29 protein-coding genes are annotated in these 20,827 nt (G+C 44.4%); all 29 read left to right on the forward strand.

Features of this window, described 5'->3' with window-relative positions; all coding sequences use genetic code 11:
• Nucleotides 1–65: 65 nt before the first annotated feature.
• Nucleotides 66–3,668 (forward strand): DNA-directed RNA polymerase subunit beta', encoded by a 3,603-nt coding sequence (rpoC, locus tag HDC33_RS12695; protein WP_179392950.1) that lies wholly within the window; start codon nt 66–68, stop codon nt 3,666–3,668.
• A gap of 129 nt (nt 3,669–3,797) precedes the next feature.
• Complete coding sequence (locus tag HDC33_RS12700; protein ID WP_179392951.1) at nt 3,798–4,046, forward strand: ribosomal L7Ae/L30e/S12e/Gadd45 family protein; 249 nt, start codon at nt 3,798–3,800, stop codon at nt 4,044–4,046.
• 101 nt (nt 4,047–4,147) lie between these two features.
• Nucleotides 4,148–4,570: a 30S ribosomal protein S12 gene (gene rpsL / locus HDC33_RS12705; protein ID WP_179392952.1), complete on the forward strand. Its 423-nt coding sequence runs from the start codon at nt 4,148–4,150 to the stop codon at nt 4,568–4,570.
• A 96-nt stretch (nt 4,571–4,666) separates the two neighbouring features.
• Complete coding sequence (rpsG, locus tag HDC33_RS12710) at nt 4,667–5,137, forward strand: 30S ribosomal protein S7 (protein ID WP_179392953.1); 471 nt, start codon at nt 4,667–4,669, stop codon at nt 5,135–5,137.
• A gap of 51 nt (nt 5,138–5,188) precedes the next feature.
• Complete coding sequence (gene fusA / locus HDC33_RS12715; RefSeq protein WP_179392954.1) at nt 5,189–7,267, forward strand: elongation factor G; 2,079 nt, start codon at nt 5,189–5,191, stop codon at nt 7,265–7,267.
• A 124-nt stretch (nt 7,268–7,391) separates the two neighbouring features.
• Nucleotides 7,392–8,579, forward strand: a complete 1,188-nt coding sequence (tuf, locus tag HDC33_RS12720) for an elongation factor Tu (RefSeq protein ID WP_179392955.1) — start codon at nt 7,392–7,394, stop codon at nt 8,577–8,579.
• A 178-nt stretch (nt 8,580–8,757) separates the two neighbouring features.
• Nucleotides 8,758–10,077: a Na+/H+ antiporter family protein gene (locus HDC33_RS12725; RefSeq protein ID WP_179392956.1), complete on the forward strand. Its 1,320-nt coding sequence runs from the start codon at nt 8,758–8,760 to the stop codon at nt 10,075–10,077.
• 255 nt (nt 10,078–10,332) lie between these two features.
• Nucleotides 10,333–10,641, forward strand: a complete 309-nt coding sequence (rpsJ, locus tag HDC33_RS12730) for a 30S ribosomal protein S10 (protein ID WP_042478628.1) — start codon at nt 10,333–10,335, stop codon at nt 10,639–10,641.
• A gap of 43 nt (nt 10,642–10,684) precedes the next feature.
• Nucleotides 10,685–11,314: a 50S ribosomal protein L3 gene (rplC, locus tag HDC33_RS12735; RefSeq protein WP_179392957.1), complete on the forward strand. Its 630-nt coding sequence runs from the start codon at nt 10,685–10,687 to the stop codon at nt 11,312–11,314.
• A gap of 25 nt (nt 11,315–11,339) precedes the next feature.
• Complete coding sequence (gene rplD / locus HDC33_RS12740) at nt 11,340–11,963, forward strand: 50S ribosomal protein L4 (protein WP_179392958.1); 624 nt, start codon at nt 11,340–11,342, stop codon at nt 11,961–11,963.
• A complete protein-coding gene (rplW, locus tag HDC33_RS12745) occupies nt 11,963–12,247 on the forward strand; it encodes a 50S ribosomal protein L23 (protein ID WP_179392959.1) in 285 nt (94 codons plus the stop codon). Before rplD ends, rplW begins: the two co-directional genes overlap by 1 nt.
• Before the next feature lie 35 nt (nt 12,248–12,282).
• Nucleotides 12,283–13,113, forward strand: coding sequence for a 50S ribosomal protein L2 (gene rplB, locus HDC33_RS12750; RefSeq protein WP_179392960.1), 831 nt, complete (start codon nt 12,283–12,285; stop codon nt 13,111–13,113).
• Nucleotides 13,114–13,173: 60 nt separating this feature from the next.
• On the forward strand, nt 13,174–13,452 hold the full coding sequence (rpsS, locus tag HDC33_RS12755) for a 30S ribosomal protein S19 (protein WP_179392961.1): 279 nt from the start codon (nt 13,174–13,176) through the stop codon (nt 13,450–13,452).
• 19 nt (nt 13,453–13,471) lie between these two features.
• Nucleotides 13,472–13,816, forward strand: coding sequence for a 50S ribosomal protein L22 (gene rplV, locus HDC33_RS12760; RefSeq protein WP_179392962.1), 345 nt, complete (start codon nt 13,472–13,474; stop codon nt 13,814–13,816).
• A gap of 3 nt (nt 13,817–13,819) precedes the next feature.
• Entirely contained in the window at nt 13,820–14,479 is a 660-nt protein-coding gene (gene rpsC, locus HDC33_RS12765; protein ID WP_179392963.1) for a 30S ribosomal protein S3, read from the forward strand.
• A gap of 2 nt (nt 14,480–14,481) precedes the next feature.
• Nucleotides 14,482–14,916 carry a 50S ribosomal protein L16 gene (gene rplP, locus HDC33_RS12770; RefSeq protein ID WP_179392964.1) on the forward strand — a complete coding sequence of 145 codons (435 nt, stop codon included), beginning with the start codon at nt 14,482–14,484 and terminating at the stop codon, nt 14,914–14,916.
• The gene (rpmC, locus tag HDC33_RS12775) at nt 14,906–15,106 is read left to right on the forward strand and encodes a 50S ribosomal protein L29 (protein WP_025783856.1); all 201 of its coding nucleotides are present in this window, start codon (nt 14,906–14,908) and stop codon (nt 15,104–15,106) included. The genes rplP and rpmC overlap by 11 nt, the downstream gene beginning before the upstream one ends.
• A gap of 17 nt (nt 15,107–15,123) precedes the next feature.
• Entirely contained in the window at nt 15,124–15,390 is a 267-nt protein-coding gene (gene rpsQ, locus HDC33_RS12780) for a 30S ribosomal protein S17 (RefSeq protein ID WP_179392965.1), read from the forward strand.
• 39 nt (nt 15,391–15,429) lie between these two features.
• Nucleotides 15,430–15,798 (forward strand): 50S ribosomal protein L14, encoded by a 369-nt coding sequence (gene rplN, locus HDC33_RS12785; protein ID WP_179392966.1) that lies wholly within the window; start codon nt 15,430–15,432, stop codon nt 15,796–15,798.
• Between the two features lie 35 nt (nt 15,799–15,833).
• Complete coding sequence (gene rplX, locus HDC33_RS12790; RefSeq protein ID WP_179392967.1) at nt 15,834–16,145, forward strand: 50S ribosomal protein L24; 312 nt, start codon at nt 15,834–15,836, stop codon at nt 16,143–16,145.
• Nucleotides 16,146–16,171: 26 nt separating this feature from the next.
• Nucleotides 16,172–16,711 (forward strand): 50S ribosomal protein L5, encoded by a 540-nt coding sequence (gene rplE / locus HDC33_RS12795; RefSeq protein WP_179392968.1) that lies wholly within the window; start codon nt 16,172–16,174, stop codon nt 16,709–16,711.
• A gap of 19 nt (nt 16,712–16,730) precedes the next feature.
• Nucleotides 16,731–16,916 (forward strand): 30S ribosomal protein S14, encoded by a 186-nt coding sequence (gene rpsN, locus HDC33_RS12800; RefSeq protein ID WP_179392969.1) that lies wholly within the window; start codon nt 16,731–16,733, stop codon nt 16,914–16,916.
• A gap of 30 nt (nt 16,917–16,946) precedes the next feature.
• Nucleotides 16,947–17,345 carry a 30S ribosomal protein S8 gene (rpsH, locus tag HDC33_RS12805; protein WP_179392970.1) on the forward strand — a complete coding sequence of 133 codons (399 nt, stop codon included), beginning with the start codon at nt 16,947–16,949 and terminating at the stop codon, nt 17,343–17,345.
• Nucleotides 17,346–17,375: 30 nt separating this feature from the next.
• Nucleotides 17,376–17,915 carry a 50S ribosomal protein L6 gene (rplF, locus tag HDC33_RS12810; RefSeq protein ID WP_179392971.1) on the forward strand — a complete coding sequence of 180 codons (540 nt, stop codon included), beginning with the start codon at nt 17,376–17,378 and terminating at the stop codon, nt 17,913–17,915.
• Between the two features lie 33 nt (nt 17,916–17,948).
• Entirely contained in the window at nt 17,949–18,311 is a 363-nt protein-coding gene (gene rplR / locus HDC33_RS12815; RefSeq protein WP_179392972.1) for a 50S ribosomal protein L18, read from the forward strand.
• Nucleotides 18,312–18,333: 22 nt separating this feature from the next.
• Nucleotides 18,334–18,834 (forward strand): 30S ribosomal protein S5, encoded by a 501-nt coding sequence (gene rpsE, locus HDC33_RS12820; RefSeq protein WP_179392973.1) that lies wholly within the window; start codon nt 18,334–18,336, stop codon nt 18,832–18,834.
• Nucleotides 18,835–18,847: 13 nt separating this feature from the next.
• Complete coding sequence (gene rpmD, locus HDC33_RS12825) at nt 18,848–19,030, forward strand: 50S ribosomal protein L30 (protein WP_179392974.1); 183 nt, start codon at nt 18,848–18,850, stop codon at nt 19,028–19,030.
• 34 nt (nt 19,031–19,064) lie between these two features.
• Complete coding sequence (rplO, locus tag HDC33_RS12830) at nt 19,065–19,505, forward strand: 50S ribosomal protein L15 (protein WP_179392975.1); 441 nt, start codon at nt 19,065–19,067, stop codon at nt 19,503–19,505.
• Entirely contained in the window at nt 19,505–20,797 is a 1,293-nt protein-coding gene (secY, locus tag HDC33_RS12835; RefSeq protein ID WP_179392976.1) for a preprotein translocase subunit SecY, read from the forward strand. Before rplO ends, secY begins: the two co-directional genes overlap by 1 nt.
• The last annotated feature ends 30 nt before the right edge of the window (nt 20,798–20,827 follow it).

Genomic DNA, 20,827 nt, shown 5'->3' on the forward strand with positions numbered 1-20,827 from the left:
ATATAATGTGTGCGCTTGCTCGGAAAAGCCAATTGCAGCGATAAGACTAAAGGGAGGTAGGCTCCTTGATAGATGTAAACAATTTTGAGTATATGAAGATCGGCCTTGCATCACCAGATAAGATCCGTTCGTGGTCATATGGTGAAGTTAAAAAGCCGGAAACAATTAACTACCGTACATTGAAACCCGAAAAGGACGGCCTGTTCTGTGAACGTATTTTCGGACCTACGAAAGATTGGGAATGTCATTGCGGGAAGTATAAACGCGTTCGTTATAAAGGTGTCGTTTGTGATCGTTGCGGAGTTGAAGTTACACGTCAAAAAGTCCGTCGTGAACGTATGGGGCATATTGAGCTAGCAGCTCCAGTGACTCATATTTGGTACTTCAAAGGAATTCCAAGCCGCATGGGGCTCATACTGGATATGACACCGCGTGCTTTGGAAGAAATCATTTACTTCGCGTCTTATGTAGTGACTGATCCAGCGGATACGCCACTTGAACGGAAGCAATTGCTTTCCGAGAGGGAGTACCGCATCTACCGTGAAAAGTACGGTTCTAAGTTCCAGGCACTCATGGGCGCCGAAGCGATTGAACGTCTTCTGTCTGCAATCGATCTTGAAAAAGAGATGGAATTTTTGAAAGAAGAGTTGAAAACGGTTCAAGGCCAACGTCGCACACGTGCAATCAGACGTCTTGAAGTCGTAGAGGCATTCCGGAACTCGGGCAACAAACCTTCTTGGATGGTCCTAGAAGTATTGCCGGTAATACCGCCGGAACTTCGTCCGATGGTACAACTTGATGGCGGACGTTTTGCGACATCCGACTTGAATGACTTGTATCGTAGGGTTATCAACCGGAACAATCGATTGAAACGCCTATTGGATCTTGGAGCACCTGGTATCATCGTTCAGAACGAGAAGCGTATGCTGCAAGAAGCAGTCGATGCACTTATCGATAATGGTCGTCGCGGCCGTCCAGTTACAGGACCGGGTAACCGCCCATTGAAATCCCTTTCTCATATGCTTAAAGGGAAGCAAGGTCGTTTCCGTCAAAACCTACTTGGAAAACGGGTGGACTATTCTGGTCGTTCCGTAATCGTAGTAGGACCTAACCTGAAAATGTATCAGTGCGGTCTGCCGAAAGAAATGGCAATCGAACTGTTTAAACCGTTTGTTATGAAGGAACTGGTTGAACGTGGTCTTGCACACAATATCAAGAGCGCTAAACGTAAGATTGAGCGCCTTCATTCAGAAGTATGGGACGTACTTGAGGAAGTCATCAAGGAGCATCCGGTCTTATTGAACCGTGCCCCGACTCTTCACCGTCTTGGAATACAAGCGTTCGAGCCGATTCTTGTAGAAGGCCGTGCAATCACTCTTCATCCGCTCGTATGTACAGCTTACAATGCTGACTTCGATGGTGACCAGATGGCTGTTCACGTTCCGCTATCCGCAGAAGCACAAGCGGAAGCACGCCTACTCATGTTGGCCGCGCAAAACATATTGAACCCGAAAGATGGAAAACCGGTCGTTACTCCGTCCCAAGATATGGTTTTAGGAAACTATTACCTTACTTTGGAACGTAAAGGTGCGTCAGGTGAAGGAACTGCTTTCCGCGATGCGGATGAAGCACTAATCGCTTATCATAACGGTCATGTGCATCTCCATTCACGGATTGCTATTCAGGCACGTTCTTTGAACAATCCTACTTTCACGGAAGAACAAAATGGCAAACTTTTATTGACGACAGTCGGAAAAGTGATTTTTAACGAAATTCTGCCTAAATCATTCCCATATATTAACGAGCCGACGGATTTCAACTTACAAATTGAAACGCCGGATAAGTATTTCGTTGATGGGACTGTAAACATAAAAGAACACCTTGTTGAAATGGAACTTATCGAACCATTCAAGAAGAAAATCCTTGGAAATATCATCGCGGAAATCTTCAAACGTTTCCATATTACAGAAACGTCCAAAATGCTTGACCGCATGAAAAATCTTGGATTCAAATATTCTACTCGTGCGGGGATTACAATCGGTATATCCGATATTGTCGTCTTGCCGAACAAAGATGATATCTTGAACGAAGCGCAAGGAAAAGTGGACAAAGTGTTGCAACAGTTCCGTCGTGGACTCATTACAGAGGAAGAGCGATACGATCGCGTCATCTCTTATTGGAGCCATGCAAAGGATGTAATCCAAGACAAACTGATGGATTCACTTGACCACTCAAACCCGATTTACATGATGAGTGACTCGGGCGCGCGGGGTAACGCATCCAACTTCACTCAGCTGGCTGGTATGCGTGGTCTGATGGCCAACCCGGCCGGACGAATCATTGAACTTCCAATCAAGTCGTCATTCCGTGAAGGTCTGACGGTGCTAGAGTACTTCATCTCGACACATGGTGCCCGTAAAGGACTTGCCGATACGGCCCTTAAGACGGCTGACTCAGGTTACTTGACACGTCGACTAGTCGACGTTGCACAAGACGTCATCGTCCGTGAAGATGATTGTGGTACAGATCGCGGATTGGACATCGGTGCACTTATGGATGGAACGGAAGTCATCGAAGGTCTAGATGAACGTATCGAAGGCCGTCACACGAAGAAAACGATTTATCATCCTGAAACAGGTGCTTTGATTCTCAAAAGGGATGGCTTGATTACTGCTGATGCAGCCCGTGCCATTTTAGATGCGGGAATCGAAGAAATTACAATCCGTTCTGCCTTCACATGCAATACGAAACACGGAGTTTGTAAGTTATGTTACGGTATCAACTTGGCAACAGGTGAAAAAGTTGAGGTTGGTGAAGCGGTGGGTATCATCGCAGCACAATCCATCGGTGAACCGGGTACACAGCTTACAATGCGTACATTCCATACAGGTGGGGTTGCAGGGGATGACATTACACAAGGTCTTCCACGTATCCAGGAAATTTTCGAATCCCGTAATCCTAAAGGGGTCGCGGTCATTTCGGAAATCAAAGGTGATATCATCGAAATTGATGAAATCCGTGAAGGACAGAAAGAAATCACGATTCAAGGCGAAGTGGAAACGCGTAAATACCTTACACCATACAATGCCCGACTTAAAGTTGATGTCGGTGATAAAATTGACCGGGGTGACGTCATAACGGAAGGTTCGATCGATCCGAAAGAACTGATCGTTGTAAAAGACGTAGTTACCGTTCAAGTCTATCTCTTGAAAGAGGTTCAAAAAGTTTACCGCATGCAGGGTGTTGAAATTGGCGATAAGCACGTTGAAGTAATGGTACGCCAAATGCTTCGGAAAGTGCGTATCATCGAAGCGGGGGACACGGATCTATTACCGGGTTCACTACTCGACATCCACCAATTTTCAGATGCGAATGCAGAAGTGCTTAAAGTCAATAAAATTCCGGCGACTTGCCGTCCTGTCATTCTCGGTATCACAAAAGCTTCACTTGAAACGGAATCCTTCTTATCGGCAGCTTCATTCCAAGAGACAACGCGTGTCTTGACGGATGCAGCCATCAAAGGGAAAACCGACGAGTTACTCGGCTTGAAAGAGAACGTTATTATCGGAAAACTCGTCCCGGCTGGAACAGGGATGCAACGTTACCGTCATATCGTTATGGAACAAGACACAGGGAAAAGTTCAACCAAGAAAGTTACGGCTGAATAAAACAAAGTGAAAATGGGGGAACAGGAAAGCACTTCCCCCAACTTTCCTTTTATGTGTTGACAGTTTCCGTAACAGGTGATAAAATACAAAAGGTTGATAGTTGATGTCTGTACTTTGGAGGATATGGAAATGTCTTATGAAAAAGTTGAGCAGGCAAAGAAAACGATCATCGGTACAAAGCAGGCAGTGAAAGCAATCCGTGCAGGGATAGTGATAGAAATTATTATTGCGCAGGATGCAGAAGAACGGATTATTGCTCCAGTGATGGAGGAAGCCGCACTTCATGACATTCAAGTGACGCATGTCGATTCGAGGGAGAAACTCGGAAATGCATGTGGCATTCAAGTCGGTGCAGCTGTGGTTGCGATTACTGATTAATAGTTTTTGTGCAAAAAAGCACAAAGACTTTGTTTTTACCCCAAAAATGAACCACCTGGATGTGTGGTCTTACAAAAGAAGTTTGAAAGGAGGAAAAACCGATGCCTACAATTAATCAATTGGTCCGTAAACCACGTAAAACTAAAGTGACAGGATCTAAATCTCCAGCACTCGGAAAAAGCTATAACAGCTTCAAAAAGTCAATGACAAACGTAAACTCACCACAAAAAAGAGGTGTTTGTACGCGTGTTGGCACGATGACACCGAAAAAGCCAAACTCGGCTCTACGTAAATATGCACGTGTACGCTTGACTAACTCATTGGAAGTCAATGCATACATCCCTGGTGAAGGCCACAACCTTCAAGAGCACAGTGTAGTTCTTCTTCGCGGCGGACGCGTAAAAGACTTACCAGGTGTTCGTTACCACATCGTTCGCGGTGCGCTCGATACAGCTGGTGTTACTGGCCGTATGCAAAGCCGTTCTATGTACGGTGCTAAAAAACCTAAAGCAAAGAAAAATTAATTCAAAAAGTTATTTAAGCAAAACCTGCTTAAAAAATTATGATTGAGGGTTATTTAAGCGGAAAACGCTTGAAAACCTTGAAAGGAGGAAAACAACATGCCACGTAAAGGCCCTGTTGCAAAACGTGACGTACTTCCGGATCCGATATACAATTCGAAGCTCGTTTCACGACTTATCAATAAAATGATGATTGATGGTAAAAAAGGTACATCACAGAAAATCCTCTATGGTGCGTTCGAGCTTGTGAAAGAACGTTCTGGCAAGGATCCACTTGAAGTATTCGAAGCGGCACTAACTAACGTAATGCCAGTTCTTGAGGTTAAAGCACGCCGTGTAGGTGGAGCAAACTATCAAGTACCAGTTGAAGTACGCCCTGATCGTCGTACGACTCTTGGACTTCGTTACATCGTTAACTACTCACGCACACGCGGAGAGAAAACAATGGAAGAACGTCTTGCGAATGAAATCCTTGATGCTTCCAACAACACTGGTGCTTCTGTGAAACGCCGTGAAGAAATGCACAAAATGGCTGATGCTAACAAAGCATTCGCTCACTATCGCTGGTAAGATTCGGCGAATCATTGACACTCTAATCCGAGACGGAAGGAGATCTATAATATGGCTAGAAAATTCTCCTTAGAGAATACACGTAACATCGGAATCATGGCTCACATTGACGCCGGTAAGACGACGACGACTGAGCGGATCCTTTATTACACTGGTAAAATCCACAAAATCGGGGAAACGCACGAAGGTGCATCCCAAATGGACTGGATGGAGCAAGAACAAGAACGCGGAATCACAATCACATCAGCTGCAACAACTGCTGAGTGGAAAAACCACCGCGTAAACATCATTGATACTCCAGGTCACGTAGACTTCACTGTTGAAGTTGAACGTTCCCTTCGTGTTCTTGATGGAGCTGTAACGGTACTTGACGCTCAATCGGGCGTTGAACCACAAACAGAAACGGTTTGGCGTCAAGCGACAAACTATGGCGTTCCACGTCTAGTATTTGTCAACAAGATGGACAAAACGGGTGCAGATTTCCTATATTCAGTAGGTACACTTCGTGAACGTCTTGGAGCGAACGCGCACCCGATTCAATTGCCGATTGGTGCAGAAGACACATTCTCTGCAATCATCGACCTAGTTGAAATGAATGCAGTATACTACGGCGACGATTCAGGTTTGACTGCTGAAGTTAAAGAAATTCCGGAAGAATATCGTGCGCAAGCCGAAGAATACCGGGAAAAATTGATTGAAGCGGTTGCTGAATTCGATGAAGATCTTATGAACAAATTCTTGGATGAAGAAGAAATTACAATCGCAGAAATCAAAACAGCAATTCGTAACGCGACATTGGCTGTTGAATTCTACCCGGTTGTATGTGGAACTGCTTTCAAGAACAAAGGTGTTCAACTCGTTCTAGATGCTGTAATTGATTACCTTCCATCACCAATCGATATCCCACCTATGAAAGGGACAAATCCTGATACTGACGAAGAAATTGAGCGTCACGCAGACGACAGCGCGCCGTTCTCGGCACTAGCTTTCAAAGTTATGACGGATCCTTATGTAGGTAAACTGACATTCTTCCGTGTGTATTCTGGTGTTCTTCAATCAGGCTCATACGTACAGAACTCTTCTAAAGGGAAGCGTGAACGCGTAGGACGTATTCTACAAATGCATGCGAACTCACGTGAAGAGATCTCTGAAGTACATTCAGGGGAAATTGCTGCTGCAGTCGGACTTAAAGATACAGGAACTGGCGATACACTTTGTGAAGCTAGCGCGCCTGTAATCCTTGAGTCAATGGACTTCCCAGAACCGGTAATTTCACTTTCTGTTGAACCGAAAACAAAAGCCGACCAAGATAAAATGGGTATGGCTCTTGCGAAGCTTCAAGAGGAAGACCCGACATTCCGTGCACATACAGACCAAGAAACAGGAGAAGTAATCATCGCAGGTATGGGTGAATTGCATCTTGACGTTCTTGTAGACCGTATGCGCCGCGAATTCAACGTTGATGCTAACGTCGGAGCTCCGCAAGTATCTTACCGTGAAACATTCCGTTCTTCAGCGGAAGTTGAAGGTAAGTTCGTGCGTCAATCTGGTGGACGTGGACAGTTCGGTCACGTTTGGATCGAATTCTCTCCTAATGAAGAAGGAAAAGGATTCGAATTCGTTAACAACATCGTTGGGGGATCCGTTCCACGTGAATATATCCCAGCGGTAGAAGCTGGTATCCGTGATTCACTTGATAATGGTGTAGTTGCAGGATATCCTTTGATCGACATCAAAGCCCGTCTTTTCGATGGTTCTTATCACGATGTAGACTCCAACGAAATGGCGTTCAAAATTGCTGCTTCTATGGCACTTAAAAACGCAGTTTCAAAAGTCAACCCGGTTCTTCTTGAGCCGATGATGAAAGTTGAAGTCATTATTCCTGAAGAGTATATGGGTGACATCATGGGCGATATTACTTCTCGACGCGGCCGCGTTGAAGGTATGGACGCACGCGGAAACGCACAAGTTGTCCGTTCTATGGTTCCTCTTGCTCAAATGTTCGGATATGCAACAGCATTGCGTTCTAACACACAAGGACGCGGAGTCTTCTCAATGTCATTCGATCACTATGAAGAAGTGCCGAAATCAGTTGCTGAAGAAATCATCAAGAAAAACAAAGGCGAATAATTTCATTCAATCTTGTTTCTAAGTTAAATTAAGTAATAGATGTAGGAATTCGGAGGGGGCCCCCTCTGATACCTATAGCTATAAAAAACAAAAAAACTTTTATATTCCGAGGAGGATTTCCACAATGGGAAAAGAAAAATTTGATCGCTCCAAGCAGCATGCTAACGTAGGAACAATCGGTCACGTCGACCATGGTAAAACAACACTAACTGCAGCAATTGCAACAGTTCTTGCAAAAAGATCAGGTGGAGTAGCACGTTCTTACGCGGACGTTGACAACGCACCTGAAGAAAAAGAGCGCGGTATCACAATCAATACTTCACACGTTGAATATGAAACTGCAACTCGTCACTATGCACACGTTGACTGCCCAGGTCACGCCGACTACGTTAAAAACATGATCACTGGTGCAGCACAAATGGATGGCGGGATCCTAGTTGTTTCTGCAGCTGACGGCCCTATGCCACAAACACGTGAGCACATCCTTCTTTCACGTCAAGTTGGTGTTCCTTACCTAGTTGTCTTCATGAACAAATGTGACATGGTTGATGACGAAGAACTTCTTGAGCTAGTAGAAATGGAAATTCGTGACCTTCTTTCTGAATACGACTTCCCTGGCGATGACATTCCTGTTATCAAAGGATCTGCTCTTAAAGCACTTGAAGGCGAAGAAGAGTGGGAAGATAAAATCGTTGAGCTTATGGCTGCAGTTGACGAGTATATCCCAACACCACCACGCGACACTGAAAAACCATTCATGATGCCTGTTGAGGACGTATTCTCAATTACAGGACGTGGAACAGTTGCTACTGGACGCGTTGAGCGTGGAGTAGTTAAAATCGGTGACGTTGTTGACATCATCGGTATCGTTGAAGAACCAAAAGCTACAACTGTTACAGGTGTAGAAATGTTCCGTAAACTTCTTGATTATGCAGAAGCTGGCGACAACATCGGTGCACTACTTCGTGGTGTATCACGTGATGATATCCAACGTGGGCAAGTTCTTGCGAAACCAGGAACTATTATTCCACACACGAAATTCACTTCTGAAGTATATGTTCTTTCAAAAGAAGAGGGTGGACGTCACACTCCATTCTTCTCTAACTACCGTCCACAGTTCTACTTCCGTACAACTGACGTGACTGGAGTTATCGAACTTCCAGAAGGCGTAGAAATGGTTATGCCTGGCGACAACGTTGAAATGACAATCGAATTGATTGCTCCAATCGCTCTTGAAGAAGGTACGAAATTCTCTATCCGTGAGGGTGGACGTACTGTAGGCGCTGGCGTTGTAGCTACAATCATTAAATAATTCTTCACCTTTTAAATCCCGCCCATTGTGGCGGGATTTTTTCGCGATTACATTTATAATTTGAATAGAAACCAGTATCTATAAAATTCCATTGACAGATGGAAAACCCTCTGATATCTTAATAACTATGCTTTACCACTTTAGCCGACTAAAGGAATAAAACATAGGAGGAATACAAATGAATGCCGTTATCATTGCTGTAGTTGTCATGCTTGTTTTAAGCTTATTACGGGTTAACGTTGTGTTAGCTCTTGTTGCAGGCGCCATTGTTGGAGGGTTTACAGGCGGTCTGTCGATTGACGAAACGATTACATCGTTTACAGAGGGATTAGGTGCTGGTGCTACAATCGCACTAAGTTATGCCTTACTAGGAGGATTTGCTGTTGCAATTTCAAAGACGGGCATACCTCAACTTCTTGTAGCTGCGATGTTACGTATTGTGAAAAAGGAAGGGCAAGCGGATCGTACCGCTCTTGGAAAAGTGCTGATTGTATTAATTCTTTTGGTAATGGCGTTATTCTCGCAAAACCTCATACCTATTCATATTGCATTCATACCTTTATTAGTACCACCGATTTTACATGTCCTGAATCTGTTGAAAGTGGATCGCCGATTAATCGCATCTGTGTTGACTTTCGGTTTGACGGCTCCATATATTTTACTTCCTTATGGATACGGATTCATTTTCCATGAAATTCTTGCCACGCAAATGCAAACAGCTGGTCTAGCGATTGATATGGCAGATATACCGAAAGCGATGGCCCTTCCTGTTCTTGGTCTGGTAGTTGGCCTTCTCATTGCAATCTTCTTTTCCTACCGGAAGCCAAGGGAGTACGAGGACGAGCAAGTTGAAGTCACTGAAGAGGTAGTGACGGTGAAAACGCGCAATATCATTTTCACGGTTTTGGCCCTGATTGGCACACTTGTCGTGCAAATACCGACACAGTCAATGATTGCAGGTGCAGTGACTGGGATTGCAATTCTGTATATTACCGGTGCACTTAGATGGAAAGATGCAGACGGGCTTATCAATGAAGGCATGCGCATGATGGCATTCGTCGGATTTGTTATGATAGCAGCAAATGGATTTGCTTCAGTTCTTCAAGAGACCGGACATGTAGTGACTCTAGTTGAATATGTGAGTTCCGCTTTAGGGGATAACAAAGGCTTGGCTGCCTTCGTCATGCTGCTCGTCGGCCTGATTGTCACGATGGGGATCGGCTCATCATTTGCCACAATCCCGATTATTGCATCAATCTTCGTACCGCTTAGTATTGCGTTCGGTTTCAGTCCGTTGGCAATTATCGCCCTCGTGGGGACTGCGGCCGCTCTAGGGGACGCTGGGTCGCCTGCATCGGACTCCACACTCGGACCAACCGCTGGACTTAACGTTGATGGTCAACATAATCATATATGGGATACATGCGTACCAACGTTCATTCACTACAACATTCCGTTGTTGCTATTTGGTTGGATAACAGTAATGCTTTTTAATTAAGTGAAGAATTGTTCGGACTATTACTCTTAGTGTTGCAATAAGTGAAGAAAAGAATTATAATAATAAAGTTGAGAAAAAGAATTCCGCCAAAACACTTGCGTAATTCTTTTTCTTTATGTATAATGTTGAATGTTGGTCTTTGACTGCGATGAAGCGAGAGGTTGCCGACACACCAGGCCGCTTTGCCATGGCATGTGTGTGGGAAATTTTCGCGGAGAATGTCTATAACAAAATAGGCGCAAGGGAGGGAAAATAATGGCAAAACAAAAGATTCGTATTCGTTTAAAAGCATATGATCACAGAATTCTTGATCAATCGGCTGAAAAAATTGTAGAAACAGCAAAACGTTCGGGTGCTAGTGTATCGGGTCCGATTCCACTACCGACTGAAAGATCTGTTTACACGATTCTTCGTGCGGTACATAAATACAAGGACTCGCGCGAACAGTTCGAAATGCGTACTCACAAACGTCTGATCGATATCGTCAACCCGACACCACAAACTGTCGATGCATTGATGAAACTCGACTTACCATCCGGCGTAGACATCGAAATCAAACTTTAATCGATACTAAATAAAACACACATTAATTCAGGAGGTGGACCAAATGACCAAAGGAATCTTGGGAAGAAAACTCGGTATGACGCAAATCTTTGCTGAAAACGGAGATCTTATCCCGGTAACTGTGATTGAGGCTGGACAAAACGTTGTTCTTCAAAAGAAGACAAAAGAAACGGACGGCTACGAATCAATCCAAATCGGATTTGAAGATAAACGCGAAAAGCTTGCTAACAAACCTGAAAAAGGCCATGTTGCAAAAGCTGAAACTGCACCTAAGCGCTTCATTCGCGAATTCCGCGAATTAGACGTTAGTGGCTACGAAGTTGGTCAGGAAGTCAAAGTCGATACTTTCGCTGAAGGCGATATCGTCGACATTACAGGAACATCAAAAGGTAAAGGGTTCCAAGGTGTTATCAAGCGTCACGGATATTCACGCGGACCTATGAGCCACGGATCACGTCATCACCGCGCACCAGGTTCAATCGGATCTGTTGACGCACAACGTGTATTCAAAGGTAAAAAAATGCCGGGCCGTATGGGTGGCAAAACAGTAACAGTTCAAAACCTTGAAATTGTACGAGTTGATGCAGAGCGCAACTTGATACTAGTAAAAGGTAACGTTCCAGGATCACGCAAATCACTTCTACAAGTGCGCAGCGCAATCAAAGGGAACTGACCACTAAAGGAAGGAGGAAACAGGAATGCCTAAAGTATCCGTATTAAATCAGGCAGGAACTTCTGTCGGAGACATCGAACTGAACGAAGCAATCTTTGGTATCGAGCCGAACGAAGCTGTCTTATTCGAAGCATTGGTCCAACAGCGCGCTTCATTGCGTCATGGTAACCACAAAGTAAAAACTCGCGCGGAAGTAGCTGGTGGCGGACGTAAACCGTGGCGCCAAAAAGGTACAGGTCGTGCCCGTCAAGGTTCAATCCGATCACCACAATGGCGTGGAGGCGGTATCGTATTCGGTCCAGCTCCAAGAAGCTATAGCTACAAATTACCGAAGAAAGTCCGCAGATTGGCTCTTCTTTCAGCTCTTTCCACTAAAGTGCGTGAAGAAGAAGTAATCGTTCTTGAAGGACTAACATTCGATGCACCAAAAACAAAAGAATTCATCAAAGTGCTTGCTGATCTTTCAATCAGCAAAAAAGCATTGATCGTAACTGCAGACCTAGATGAAACTGTGGCATTGTCCGCACGTAACATCCCTGGAATCAGTGTTGTAACAGCGTCAGGTATCAATGTTCTTGATCTTATCGGTCACGACAAACTTGTTATGACAAAAGCAGCAGTCCAAAAAATAGAGGAGGTGCTTGGTTAATGGAAGCACGTGATATTCTAAAACGTCCGGTCATTACCGAGCGTACTTCTGAACAAATGGAATTCAAAAAGTACACTTTCGAAGTTGACACGCGCGCTAATAAAACACATATTAAGCAAGCAATCGAAGAAGTCTTCGGTGTTCAAGTTGATAAAGTGAACGTACAGAACTACAAAGGCAAACTTAAGCGTATGGGTAAGCATGCTGGTTATACGAACAGACGCCGCAAAGCGATTGTTACATTAACTGCTGACTCAAAAGATATCGAACTTTTCGAAGTGTAATATAGTCATTTAATCATATGAAGGAGGGAACACTAATGGCGATTAAGAAATACAAACCTACCTCCAACGGACGCCGTAACATGACTTCATCCGATTTTGCTGAAATCACTACTGACAAACCGGAAAAATCATTGCTTGCGCCGCTTAAGCGGAAAGGCGGCCGTAACAACACAGGTAGGATCACTGTTCGTCACCATGGTGGAGGCCACAAGCGCCAATACCGCGTCATCGATTTCCAACGTCGGAAAGATGGCATACCAGGACGCGTTGCTACGATCGAATACGATCCAAACCGTTCAGCTAACATTGCTCTAATCAATTACGCAGATGGAGAGAAACGTTACATCCTCGCTCCAAAAGGTCTAGTAGTTGGAGCAACTATCATGTCAGGCCCGGAATCGGACATCAAAGTGGGTAACTCACTTCCACTTGAAAACATTCCAATGGGTACTACAATCCACAACATCGAAATGAAACCGGGTAAAGGCGGACAACTAGTACGTTCAGCAGGTACATCTGCACAACTACTAGGCCGTGAAGATAAGTATGTTATCGTACGTCTTCAATCTGGGGAAGTTCGCATGATTCTTGCAACGTGCCGCGCGACAATTGGTCAAGTCGGTAACGAACAGCATGAACTTATCAACATCGGTAAAGCAGGACGTTCACGTTGGATGGGTAAACGCCCAACAGTTCGTGGTTCTGTCATGAACCCTAACGATCACCCACACGGTGGTGGTGAAGGTAAAACTGGTATCGGTATGAAATCACCAGTCACTCCTTGGGGTAAACCGACACTTGGTTATAAAACACGTAAGAAAAACAATAAATCCGACAAACTTATTGTTCGTCGCCGCAAGAAATAATTTGGATGCACTGCGGTTCAACGATTGGACCGTAGTACAAACACGGAGGGAGGTTCCGACATGGGCCGCAGCTTGAAAAAAGGACCATTTGTAGACGATCATCTTATGAAGAAGGTCGAAGCACAGAAAGGTTCCGAGAAAAAACAGGTTATTAAAACTTGGTCACGCCGTTCAACAATCTTCCCGACATTCATCGGAATGACAATTGCTGTATATGACGGACGCAAACACGTACCTGTATATGTGACTGAAGATATGGTAGGTCATAAACTAGGTGAATTTGCACCAACGCGCACATACAAAGGTCATGGCGCTGACGATAAGAAAACAAGACGTTAATTGAGAGGAGGTTATTCTGATGCAACAAGCAAAAGCTACTGCCCGCACAGTCCGTATTGCTCCTCGCAAAGTCCGTATGGTCGTTGATCTTATCCGGGGCAAGAAAATCGGTGAAGCTGTCGCGATTCTACGCCTGACGCCGAAAGCGGCATCTCCGGTTGTAGAAAAAGTTTTGAACTCAGCGATTGCAAATGCTGAACATAACTACGAAATGGATGTCGAAAACCTTATTGTAAGCGAAGTATTCGTTGACGAAGGTCCGACTATGAAACGTTTCCGACCACGCGCACAAGGACGTGCAAGTGCGATTAATAAGCGTACGAGCCACATCACTTTAGTGGTATCTGAAAAGAAGGAGGGATAATCCGTGGGTCAAAAAGTACATCCTAACGGTTTACGGGTCGGTATCATCCGTGACTGGGAGTCTAAATGGTACGCAGAAAAAGACTATGCGACTCTCTTGCACGAAGATTTGAAAATCCGTGAATTCATCGAAAAACGTCTTTTAGAAGCTTCTGTTTCTAAAGTAGAAATTGAGCGTGCTGCAAAGCGTGTTAACATCAGTATCCACACTGCTAAGCCAGGAATGGTTATCGGTAAAGGCGGTACTGAGGTTGAAGCTCTTCGTAAACAACTGAACGATATCACAGGTAAACGCGTTCACATCAACATCATCGAAATCAAACGTGCGGACCTAGACGCTAAACTGGTTGCAGAGTCAATTGCTCGTCAACTAGAAACACGCGTATCTTACCGCCGTGCACAAAAACAAGCGATTCAACGTACGATTCGCTCTGGCGCTAAAGGAATTAAAACACAAGTTTCCGGACGTCTTGGCGGAGCTGACATCGCTCGATCGGAACATTACAGTGAAGGTACTGTCCCTCTCCATACATTACGTGCAGACATTGATTATGCACACGCTGAAGCAGATACAACATTCGGTAAGCTTGGCGTTAAAGTATGGATTTACCGTGGAGAAGTCCTTCCAGTGAAGAAGAAGAACTCTGAGGAAGGAGGCAACTAATTATGTTAATGCCTAAACGAGTTAAATATCGTCGAGTATTCCGTGGTAAAATGCGCGGTACTACTAAAGGCGGAGCAACAGTACAATTCGGCGAATACGGTATACAAGCGCTTGATTCGGCATGGATTACAAGCCGTCAAATCGAAGCAGCACGTATTTCAATGACACGTTACATGAAACGTGGCGGTAAAGTATGGATCAACATCTTCCCGCACAAACCATATACGAAGAAGCCTCTTGAAGTCCGGATGGGTTCCGGTAAAGGTGCTGTAGAAGGCTGGGTAGCAGTTGTTAAACCTGGCAGAGTTATGTTCGAAATAGCAGGTGTGTCAGAAGAAGTTGCACGTGAAGCTCTTCGCCTCGCATCTCACAAACTTCCTATCAAAACTAAGTTTGTAAAACGTGAAGAAATTGGTGGTGAATCTAATGAAAGCTAATGAAATCCGTGATCTGACAACTGCAGAGATTGAGCAAAAAGTGAAATCACTGAAAGAAGAGCTTTTCAACCTTCGCTTCCAACTTGCGACAGGTCAATTAGAAAACACTGCACGCATCCGAGAAGTTCGTAAATCGATTGCGCGCATGAAAACTGTAATACGTCAAAGAGAAATCAGTGCGAATAACTGATGAAGGAGGTTGCAGCCATGACTGAGGAGCGTAACCAGCGCAAAGTATATACAGGCCGCGTTGTATCCGACAAAATGGATAAAACAGTTACTGTAATGATCGAAACACAAAAGAAACATACTAAATACGGCAAACGTGTTAAGTATTCGAAGAAATTCAAGGCCCACGATGAACTGAACGAAGCGAAAATCGGTGATGTTGTTCGTATTATGGAAACTCGTCCATTGTCAGCAACAAAACGTTTCCGCCTACTTGAAGTAGTCGAAAAAGCGGTCATCATCTAATAACGTTCGGATATATAAATCCGGGAGGAGGTAGCCTCAATGATCCAACAGGAAAGTCGTATGAAAGTCGCCGACAACTCAGGCGCTCGTGAAGTACTTACAATTAAGGTTTTAGGCGGTTCAGGCCGTAAGGTGGCAAACATCGGTGATGTAGTCGTAGTTACGGTGAAAAAAGCAACACCAGGTGGCGTTGTTAAAAAAGGTGAAGTCGTCAAAGCTGTTATCGTCCGCACGAAAAGCGGAGTGCGTCGTAAAGACGGTACTTATATTACATTTGATGAAAATGCTTGTGTTATCATCCGTGACGACAAGAGCCCACGTGGAACTCGTATTTTCGGACCGGTTGCTCGCGAACTTCGTGACAGCAACTTCATGAAAATCATTTCACTCGCTCCTGAAGTTCTTTAATCACATGATAGTACCAATCAAGGAGGTGCGACAGAATGAACGTTAAAAAAGGCGATAAAGTTATGGTCATCACAGGTAAAGATAAAGGTAAAACTGGTGTGATCCTAGTAGCTTTCCCTAAAAAGGATCGTGTGCTTGTTGAAGGTGTCAACATCGTCAAGAAACATACGAAACCTAACCAGGAAAATCCTCAAGGTGGAATCGTGAGCCAAGAGGCAGCTATCCATGTATCAAACGTCATGTTAATCGATCCTAAAACAGGCGAGCCGACTCGCGTAGGTTACAAGATCGAAGATGGCAAAAAAGTTCGTGTTGCTAAAAAATCCGGGGAATTACTGGACAAATAAGTAACGGATGAAAGGAGGTCCAACAGATGAGCCGTTTAAAAGAAAAGTTTAAAAACGAAGTCACACCTGCTCTTATGAGCAAGTTTGAATATACATCAGTTATGCAAGTCCCTAAAGTGGACAAAATCGTCATTAACATGGGTGTTGGTGATGCTGTTCAAAACACGAAAGCACTAGATGCGGCAGTGGAAGATCTAACAATCATTTCCGGTCAAAAGCCGGTCATCACAAAAGCGAAGAAGTCAATCGCAGGATTCCGTCTCCGTGAAGGTATGCCTATCGGGACGAAAGTTACATTACGCGGTGAGCGCATGTATGAATTCCTTGACAAACTGATTTCAATTTCCCTTCCTCGTGTACGTGACTTCCGTGGTGTTTCTAAGAAAGCATTCGACGGTCGCGGTAACTATACACTTGGTGTGAAAGAACAACTTATTTTCCCTGAAATCGACTATGATAAAGTTTCTAAAATACGCGGTATGGATATCGTCATCGTTACGACTGCTAACTCGGACGAAGAAGCACATGAGTTATTGACGCAGTTCGGCATGCCGTTCCAGAAGTAAATAAGAGGGAGGCGAAAACGTGGCTAAAAAATCAATGATCGCTAAACAACAACGAACACCGAAACACAAAGTTCAAGCGTACACACGATGTGAGCGTTGTGGTCGTCCGCATTCTGTATACCGGAAATTCAAGCTTTGCCGTATTTGTTTCCGCGAACTAGCGTATAAGGGACAAATTCCTGGCGTCAAAAAAGCCAGCTGGTAAACCCCTAAATTTGGGAAGGAGGTAAATGTAATGACAATGAGTGATCCGATCGCAGATATGCTTACACGCATCCGTAACGCCAATATGGTTCGTCACGAGAAGCTTGAAGTACCTGCTTCAAACATGAAAAAAGAAATTGCAGAAATCTTGAAACGTGAAGGTTTCGTACGCGATGTTGAATATGTAGAAGATAACAAACAAGGTATCATCCGCATTTTCCTTAAATATGGTCAAAATAACGAGCGTGTCATCACTGGTCTTAAACGTATTTCAAAACCTGGTCTTCGTGTTTATGCAAAAACAAACGATGTACCTAAAGTTTTGAACGGCCTTGGTATCGCCCTCGTTTCCACATCAAATGGCGTTCTTACTGACAAGGAAGCACGCGCTAAACAAGTAGGCGGAGAAGTAGTAGCTTACGTCTGGTAATTCGTAACAATTGAATGGAGGTGCAATTGAATGTCCCGTATTGGCAAAAAGCCGATTCAGGTACCTGAAAACGTGACGGTTACCATCGCAGAAGGTAACTTCATCACTGTTAAAGGTCCTAAAGGCGAACTTACAAACACATTTAACACGGATATTAAAATCGAGCAGGAAGACAATGTGATCACTTTGATCCGTCCTTCTGAATCCAAAGAACACCGTTCTATTCACGGAACGACGCGTTCACTACTCGACAATATGGTAATTGGCGTTTCACAAGGTTTTGAACGTAAACTTGAGCTAGTCGGTGTTGGTTACCGTGCTTCCCTTCAAGGTCCAAAACTTGTATTGAACATTGGTTATTCTCACCCGGTTGAATTCACACCGGAAGAAGGAATCGAAGTTGAAGTTCCATCTAACACAAAGATCACTGTCCGCGGTATCAACAAAGAACGCGTAGGTGCTCTTGCATCGAACATCAGACAAGTACGTCCACCAGAGCCGTATAAAGGCAAAGGGATTCGCTACGAAGGCGAAGTTGTCCGTCGTAAAGAAGGTAAAACAGGTAAATAATGCCGCTTAAGGCATCCGGAAGGAGTGATCACGATGATTACGAAAAAAGATAAAAATGCTACTCGTAAGAAGCGTCATGTACGTGTACGTAATAAAATCAGCGGGACTGCAGCTCGTCCACGCCTAAACGTTTTCCGTTCAAACAAGCATATCTATGCTCAATTGATTGATGACGTAAATGCGGTCACGATTGTAAGTGCTTCTTCAATGGACAAAGATTTCGGATCTGAATCCAAAGCAGACACTGCAGCAGCAGTAAAAGTCGGCGAGATGATTGCAAAGAAAGCTGTTGAAAAGGACGTTAAAGCGGTAGTATTTGACCGCGGCGGTTACCTATTCCACGGCCGTGTGAAAGCTCTTGCGGACTCAGCTCGTGAAAACGGTCTGGAATTTTAATTAAGAAGGAGGGACACATTTCATGCGTCGTAATGATCAGAATAAAAGTGAATTCGAAGAACGCGTAGTTACGATTAACCGCGTAGCGAAAGTTGTGAAGGGCGGACGTCGTTTCCGTTTCACTGCTCTCGTCGTTGTCGGAGATAAAAATGGCCGCGTCGGTTTCGGTACCGGTAAAGCACAAGAAGTTCCGGATGCGATCCGTAAAGCCATCGAAGATGCAAAGAAGAATTTGATCGTTGTACCAATGGTCAAAGGAACAACTCCGCACGAAGTACTTGGACATTTTGGTGCAGGAAAAATCCTCATCAAACCAGCAGCACCAGGTACTGGAGTTATCGCCGGCGGACCTGTCCGTGCGGTACTTGAACTTGCAGGCATCACGGATATCCTTTCAAAATCACTTGGTTCAAGCACACCAATCAACATGGTCCGTGCAACAATCGAAGGATTAACGAATTTGAAACGCGCTGAAGAAGTAGCTAAATTGCGCGGTAAATCCGTGAAAGAACTGTATAGTTAAGGGGGGAAATACAATGGCGAATAAACTTGAAATCACCCTTACAAAAAGCGTTATCGGCTCGAAGCCAACACAACGTAAAACAGTCGAAGCGCTTGGACTACGTAAAATAAATCAAACGGTCGAACATCAGGATAATGTCGCAATCCGCGGCATGATCAATAGAGTTGGCCATCTAGTTACAGTTAAGGAACTATAATTTTCGATTTTTTGAATAAGGAGGTGCCAATGAGATGAAATTACACACTATGAAACCTGCCGAAGGTTCTCGTACAAAACGTAAACGTATTGGACGCGGAATCGGATCTGGTTTTGGTAAAACTTCTGGTAGAGGTCACGGTGGACAAAACTCCCGTTCGGGTGGTGGCGTTCGTCTAGGATTTGAAGGTGGTCAAATTCCACTTTTCCAACGTCTTCCTAAACGTGGTTTTACTAACATCAACCGTAAGGATTACGCAATTGTAAACCTTGATACACTTAATCGTTTCGACGAAGGTACTGAAGTAACGCCTGAGCTACTAATTGAATCAGGCATCGTGAGCAACGCTAAATCAGGTATTAAGATTCTGGGTAACGGAATTCTTGAGAAAAAGATCACTGTCAAAGCTCACAAATTCTCTGCTTCTGCTAAGGAAGCAATCGAGAAAGCGGGCGGACAGACCGAGGTGGTTTAATGTTTCAGACGATCGCCAGTTTTATGCGTGTGAAAGACATACGGTCTAAAATCTTTTACACTCTGCTTGTACTAATCGTTTTCCGACTTGGAACATTCATTCCGGTCCCGAACGTTGATGCGACTGCTTTACAGCAAACTGATAATAATCTTATTGGCTTACTGAACGTATTTGGCGGTGGCGCCCTTGCGAACTTCTCCATCCTTGCAATGGGAATCATGCCTTATATTACTGCATCCATCATTGTGCAATTATTGCAGATGGATGTCGTACCGAAATTTGCTGAATGGGCGAAACAAGGGGACGTCGGAAGACGCAAACTTGCACAGTTCACGAGGTATTTCACAATAATCCTAGCCTTTATCCAAGCAATCGCCATGTCTTTCGGTTTCAACCGGATGTACGGCGGTACACTGATACAAGACGAAGGTGTTTCGACATATGTGGTCATCGCGATCGTATTGACGGCAGGAACTGCATTTCTTTTATGGCTCGGCGAACAGATTACGGCAAAAGGTGTAGGGAATGGTATTTCCATCATCATCTTCGCCGGTATCGTAGCGGCGATCCCGAATGCAGTCAACCAACTTTACGCAACTCAGATCCAAGGAGCGGGCGACGCATTGTTCATTAAACTTGCGCTCATGGCCCTACTGCTCGTTTTGATCATTGCGATTACAGTTTTGGTCATATACTTCCAGGAAGCATTACGGAAGATACCAATCCAGTATGCGAAACGTGTCACAGGACGTAGTCAAACGGCTGCAGGCCAACAGACACACTTACCATTGAAACTTAATGCTGCGGGGGTTATCCCGGTAATCTTTGCTTCTGCATTTTTTATTACACCACAATCAATAGCGACCTTCTTTGGCACTAACAGTGTAACGACCACAATTACAAACGTTTTCGATTATACGAAACCGGTTGGAATGGTCTTTTATCTGATACTGATCATTGCATTCACATACTTCTACGCGTTCATCCAGGTGAATCCCGAGAACATTGCGGATAATTTGAAAAAGCAAGGCGCTTATATCCCGGGCATCCGTCCAGGTATGAATACACAAAATTACCTAACGAGCACTTTGTATAGACTGACATTCGTTGGTGCGATTTTTCTCGCCACCGTTGCGGTCATGCCGATATTCTTCATCAATTTCGCAAACCTTCCACAGTCTGCGCAAATTGGAGGAACAAGTTTAATCATCGTTGTCGGGGTTGCACTTGAAACGATGAAACAACTTGAATCACAACTCGTGAAAAGGCATTACAAAGGTTTCATGAAGTAATACTCGCGAAGGTTCATCACTTCGTGATTT

Source organism: Sporosarcina sp. JAI121, assembly GCF_013408665.1.
In the GTDB taxonomy this organism is placed as follows: domain Bacteria; phylum Bacillota; class Bacilli; order Bacillales_A; family Planococcaceae; genus Sporosarcina.

Bases quoted from the DNA above. Each gene is read 5' to 3' on its own strand.
- tuf (WP_179392955.1), top strand. From the start codon at position 7,392: ATGGGAAAAGAAAAATTTGATCGCTCCAAGCAGCATGCTAACGTAGGA.
- rpmD (WP_179392974.1), top strand. From the start codon at position 18,848: ATGGCGAATAAACTTGAAATCACCCTTACAAAAAGCGTTATCGGCTCG.
- rplB (WP_179392960.1), top strand. From the start codon at position 12,283: ATGGCGATTAAGAAATACAAACCTACCTCCAACGGACGCCGTAACATG.
- rpsJ (WP_042478628.1), top strand. From the start codon at position 10,333: ATGGCAAAACAAAAGATTCGTATTCGTTTAAAAGCATATGATCACAGA.
- rplO (WP_179392975.1), top strand. From the start codon at position 19,065: ATGAAATTACACACTATGAAACCTGCCGAAGGTTCTCGTACAAAACGT.
- rpsE (WP_179392973.1), top strand. From the start codon at position 18,334: ATGCGTCGTAATGATCAGAATAAAAGTGAATTCGAAGAACGCGTAGTT.
- rplX (WP_179392967.1), top strand. From the start codon at position 15,834: ATGAACGTTAAAAAAGGCGATAAAGTTATGGTCATCACAGGTAAAGAT.
- rpsH (WP_179392970.1), top strand. From the start codon at position 16,947: ATGACAATGAGTGATCCGATCGCAGATATGCTTACACGCATCCGTAAC.
- rplP (WP_179392964.1), top strand. From the start codon at position 14,482: ATGTTAATGCCTAAACGAGTTAAATATCGTCGAGTATTCCGTGGTAAA.
- rpsQ (WP_179392965.1), top strand. From the start codon at position 15,124: ATGACTGAGGAGCGTAACCAGCGCAAAGTATATACAGGCCGCGTTGTA.
- rplW (WP_179392959.1), top strand. From the start codon at position 11,963: ATGGAAGCACGTGATATTCTAAAACGTCCGGTCATTACCGAGCGTACT.
- fusA (WP_179392954.1), top strand. From the start codon at position 5,189: ATGGCTAGAAAATTCTCCTTAGAGAATACACGTAACATCGGAATCATG.
- rplE (WP_179392968.1), top strand. From the start codon at position 16,172: ATGAGCCGTTTAAAAGAAAAGTTTAAAAACGAAGTCACACCTGCTCTT.
- rplN (WP_179392966.1), top strand. From the start codon at position 15,430: ATGATCCAACAGGAAAGTCGTATGAAAGTCGCCGACAACTCAGGCGCT.
- HDC33_RS12725 (WP_179392956.1), top strand. From the start codon at position 8,758: ATGAATGCCGTTATCATTGCTGTAGTTGTCATGCTTGTTTTAAGCTTA.
- rplC (WP_179392957.1), top strand. From the start codon at position 10,685: ATGACCAAAGGAATCTTGGGAAGAAAACTCGGTATGACGCAAATCTTT.
- rpsS (WP_179392961.1), top strand. From the start codon at position 13,174: ATGGGCCGCAGCTTGAAAAAAGGACCATTTGTAGACGATCATCTTATG.
- rplD (WP_179392958.1), top strand. From the start codon at position 11,340: ATGCCTAAAGTATCCGTATTAAATCAGGCAGGAACTTCTGTCGGAGAC.
- rpsL (WP_179392952.1), top strand. From the start codon at position 4,148: ATGCCTACAATTAATCAATTGGTCCGTAAACCACGTAAAACTAAAGTG.
- rplF (WP_179392971.1), top strand. From the start codon at position 17,376: ATGTCCCGTATTGGCAAAAAGCCGATTCAGGTACCTGAAAACGTGACG.
- HDC33_RS12700 (WP_179392951.1), top strand. From the start codon at position 3,798: ATGTCTTATGAAAAAGTTGAGCAGGCAAAGAAAACGATCATCGGTACA.
- rplV (WP_179392962.1), top strand. From the start codon at position 13,472: ATGCAACAAGCAAAAGCTACTGCCCGCACAGTCCGTATTGCTCCTCGC.
- rpsG (WP_179392953.1), top strand. From the start codon at position 4,667: ATGCCACGTAAAGGCCCTGTTGCAAAACGTGACGTACTTCCGGATCCG.
- secY (WP_179392976.1), top strand. From the start codon at position 19,505: ATGTTTCAGACGATCGCCAGTTTTATGCGTGTGAAAGACATACGGTCT.
- rplR (WP_179392972.1), top strand. From the start codon at position 17,949: ATGATTACGAAAAAAGATAAAAATGCTACTCGTAAGAAGCGTCATGTA.
- rpmC (WP_025783856.1), top strand. From the start codon at position 14,906: ATGAAAGCTAATGAAATCCGTGATCTGACAACTGCAGAGATTGAGCAA.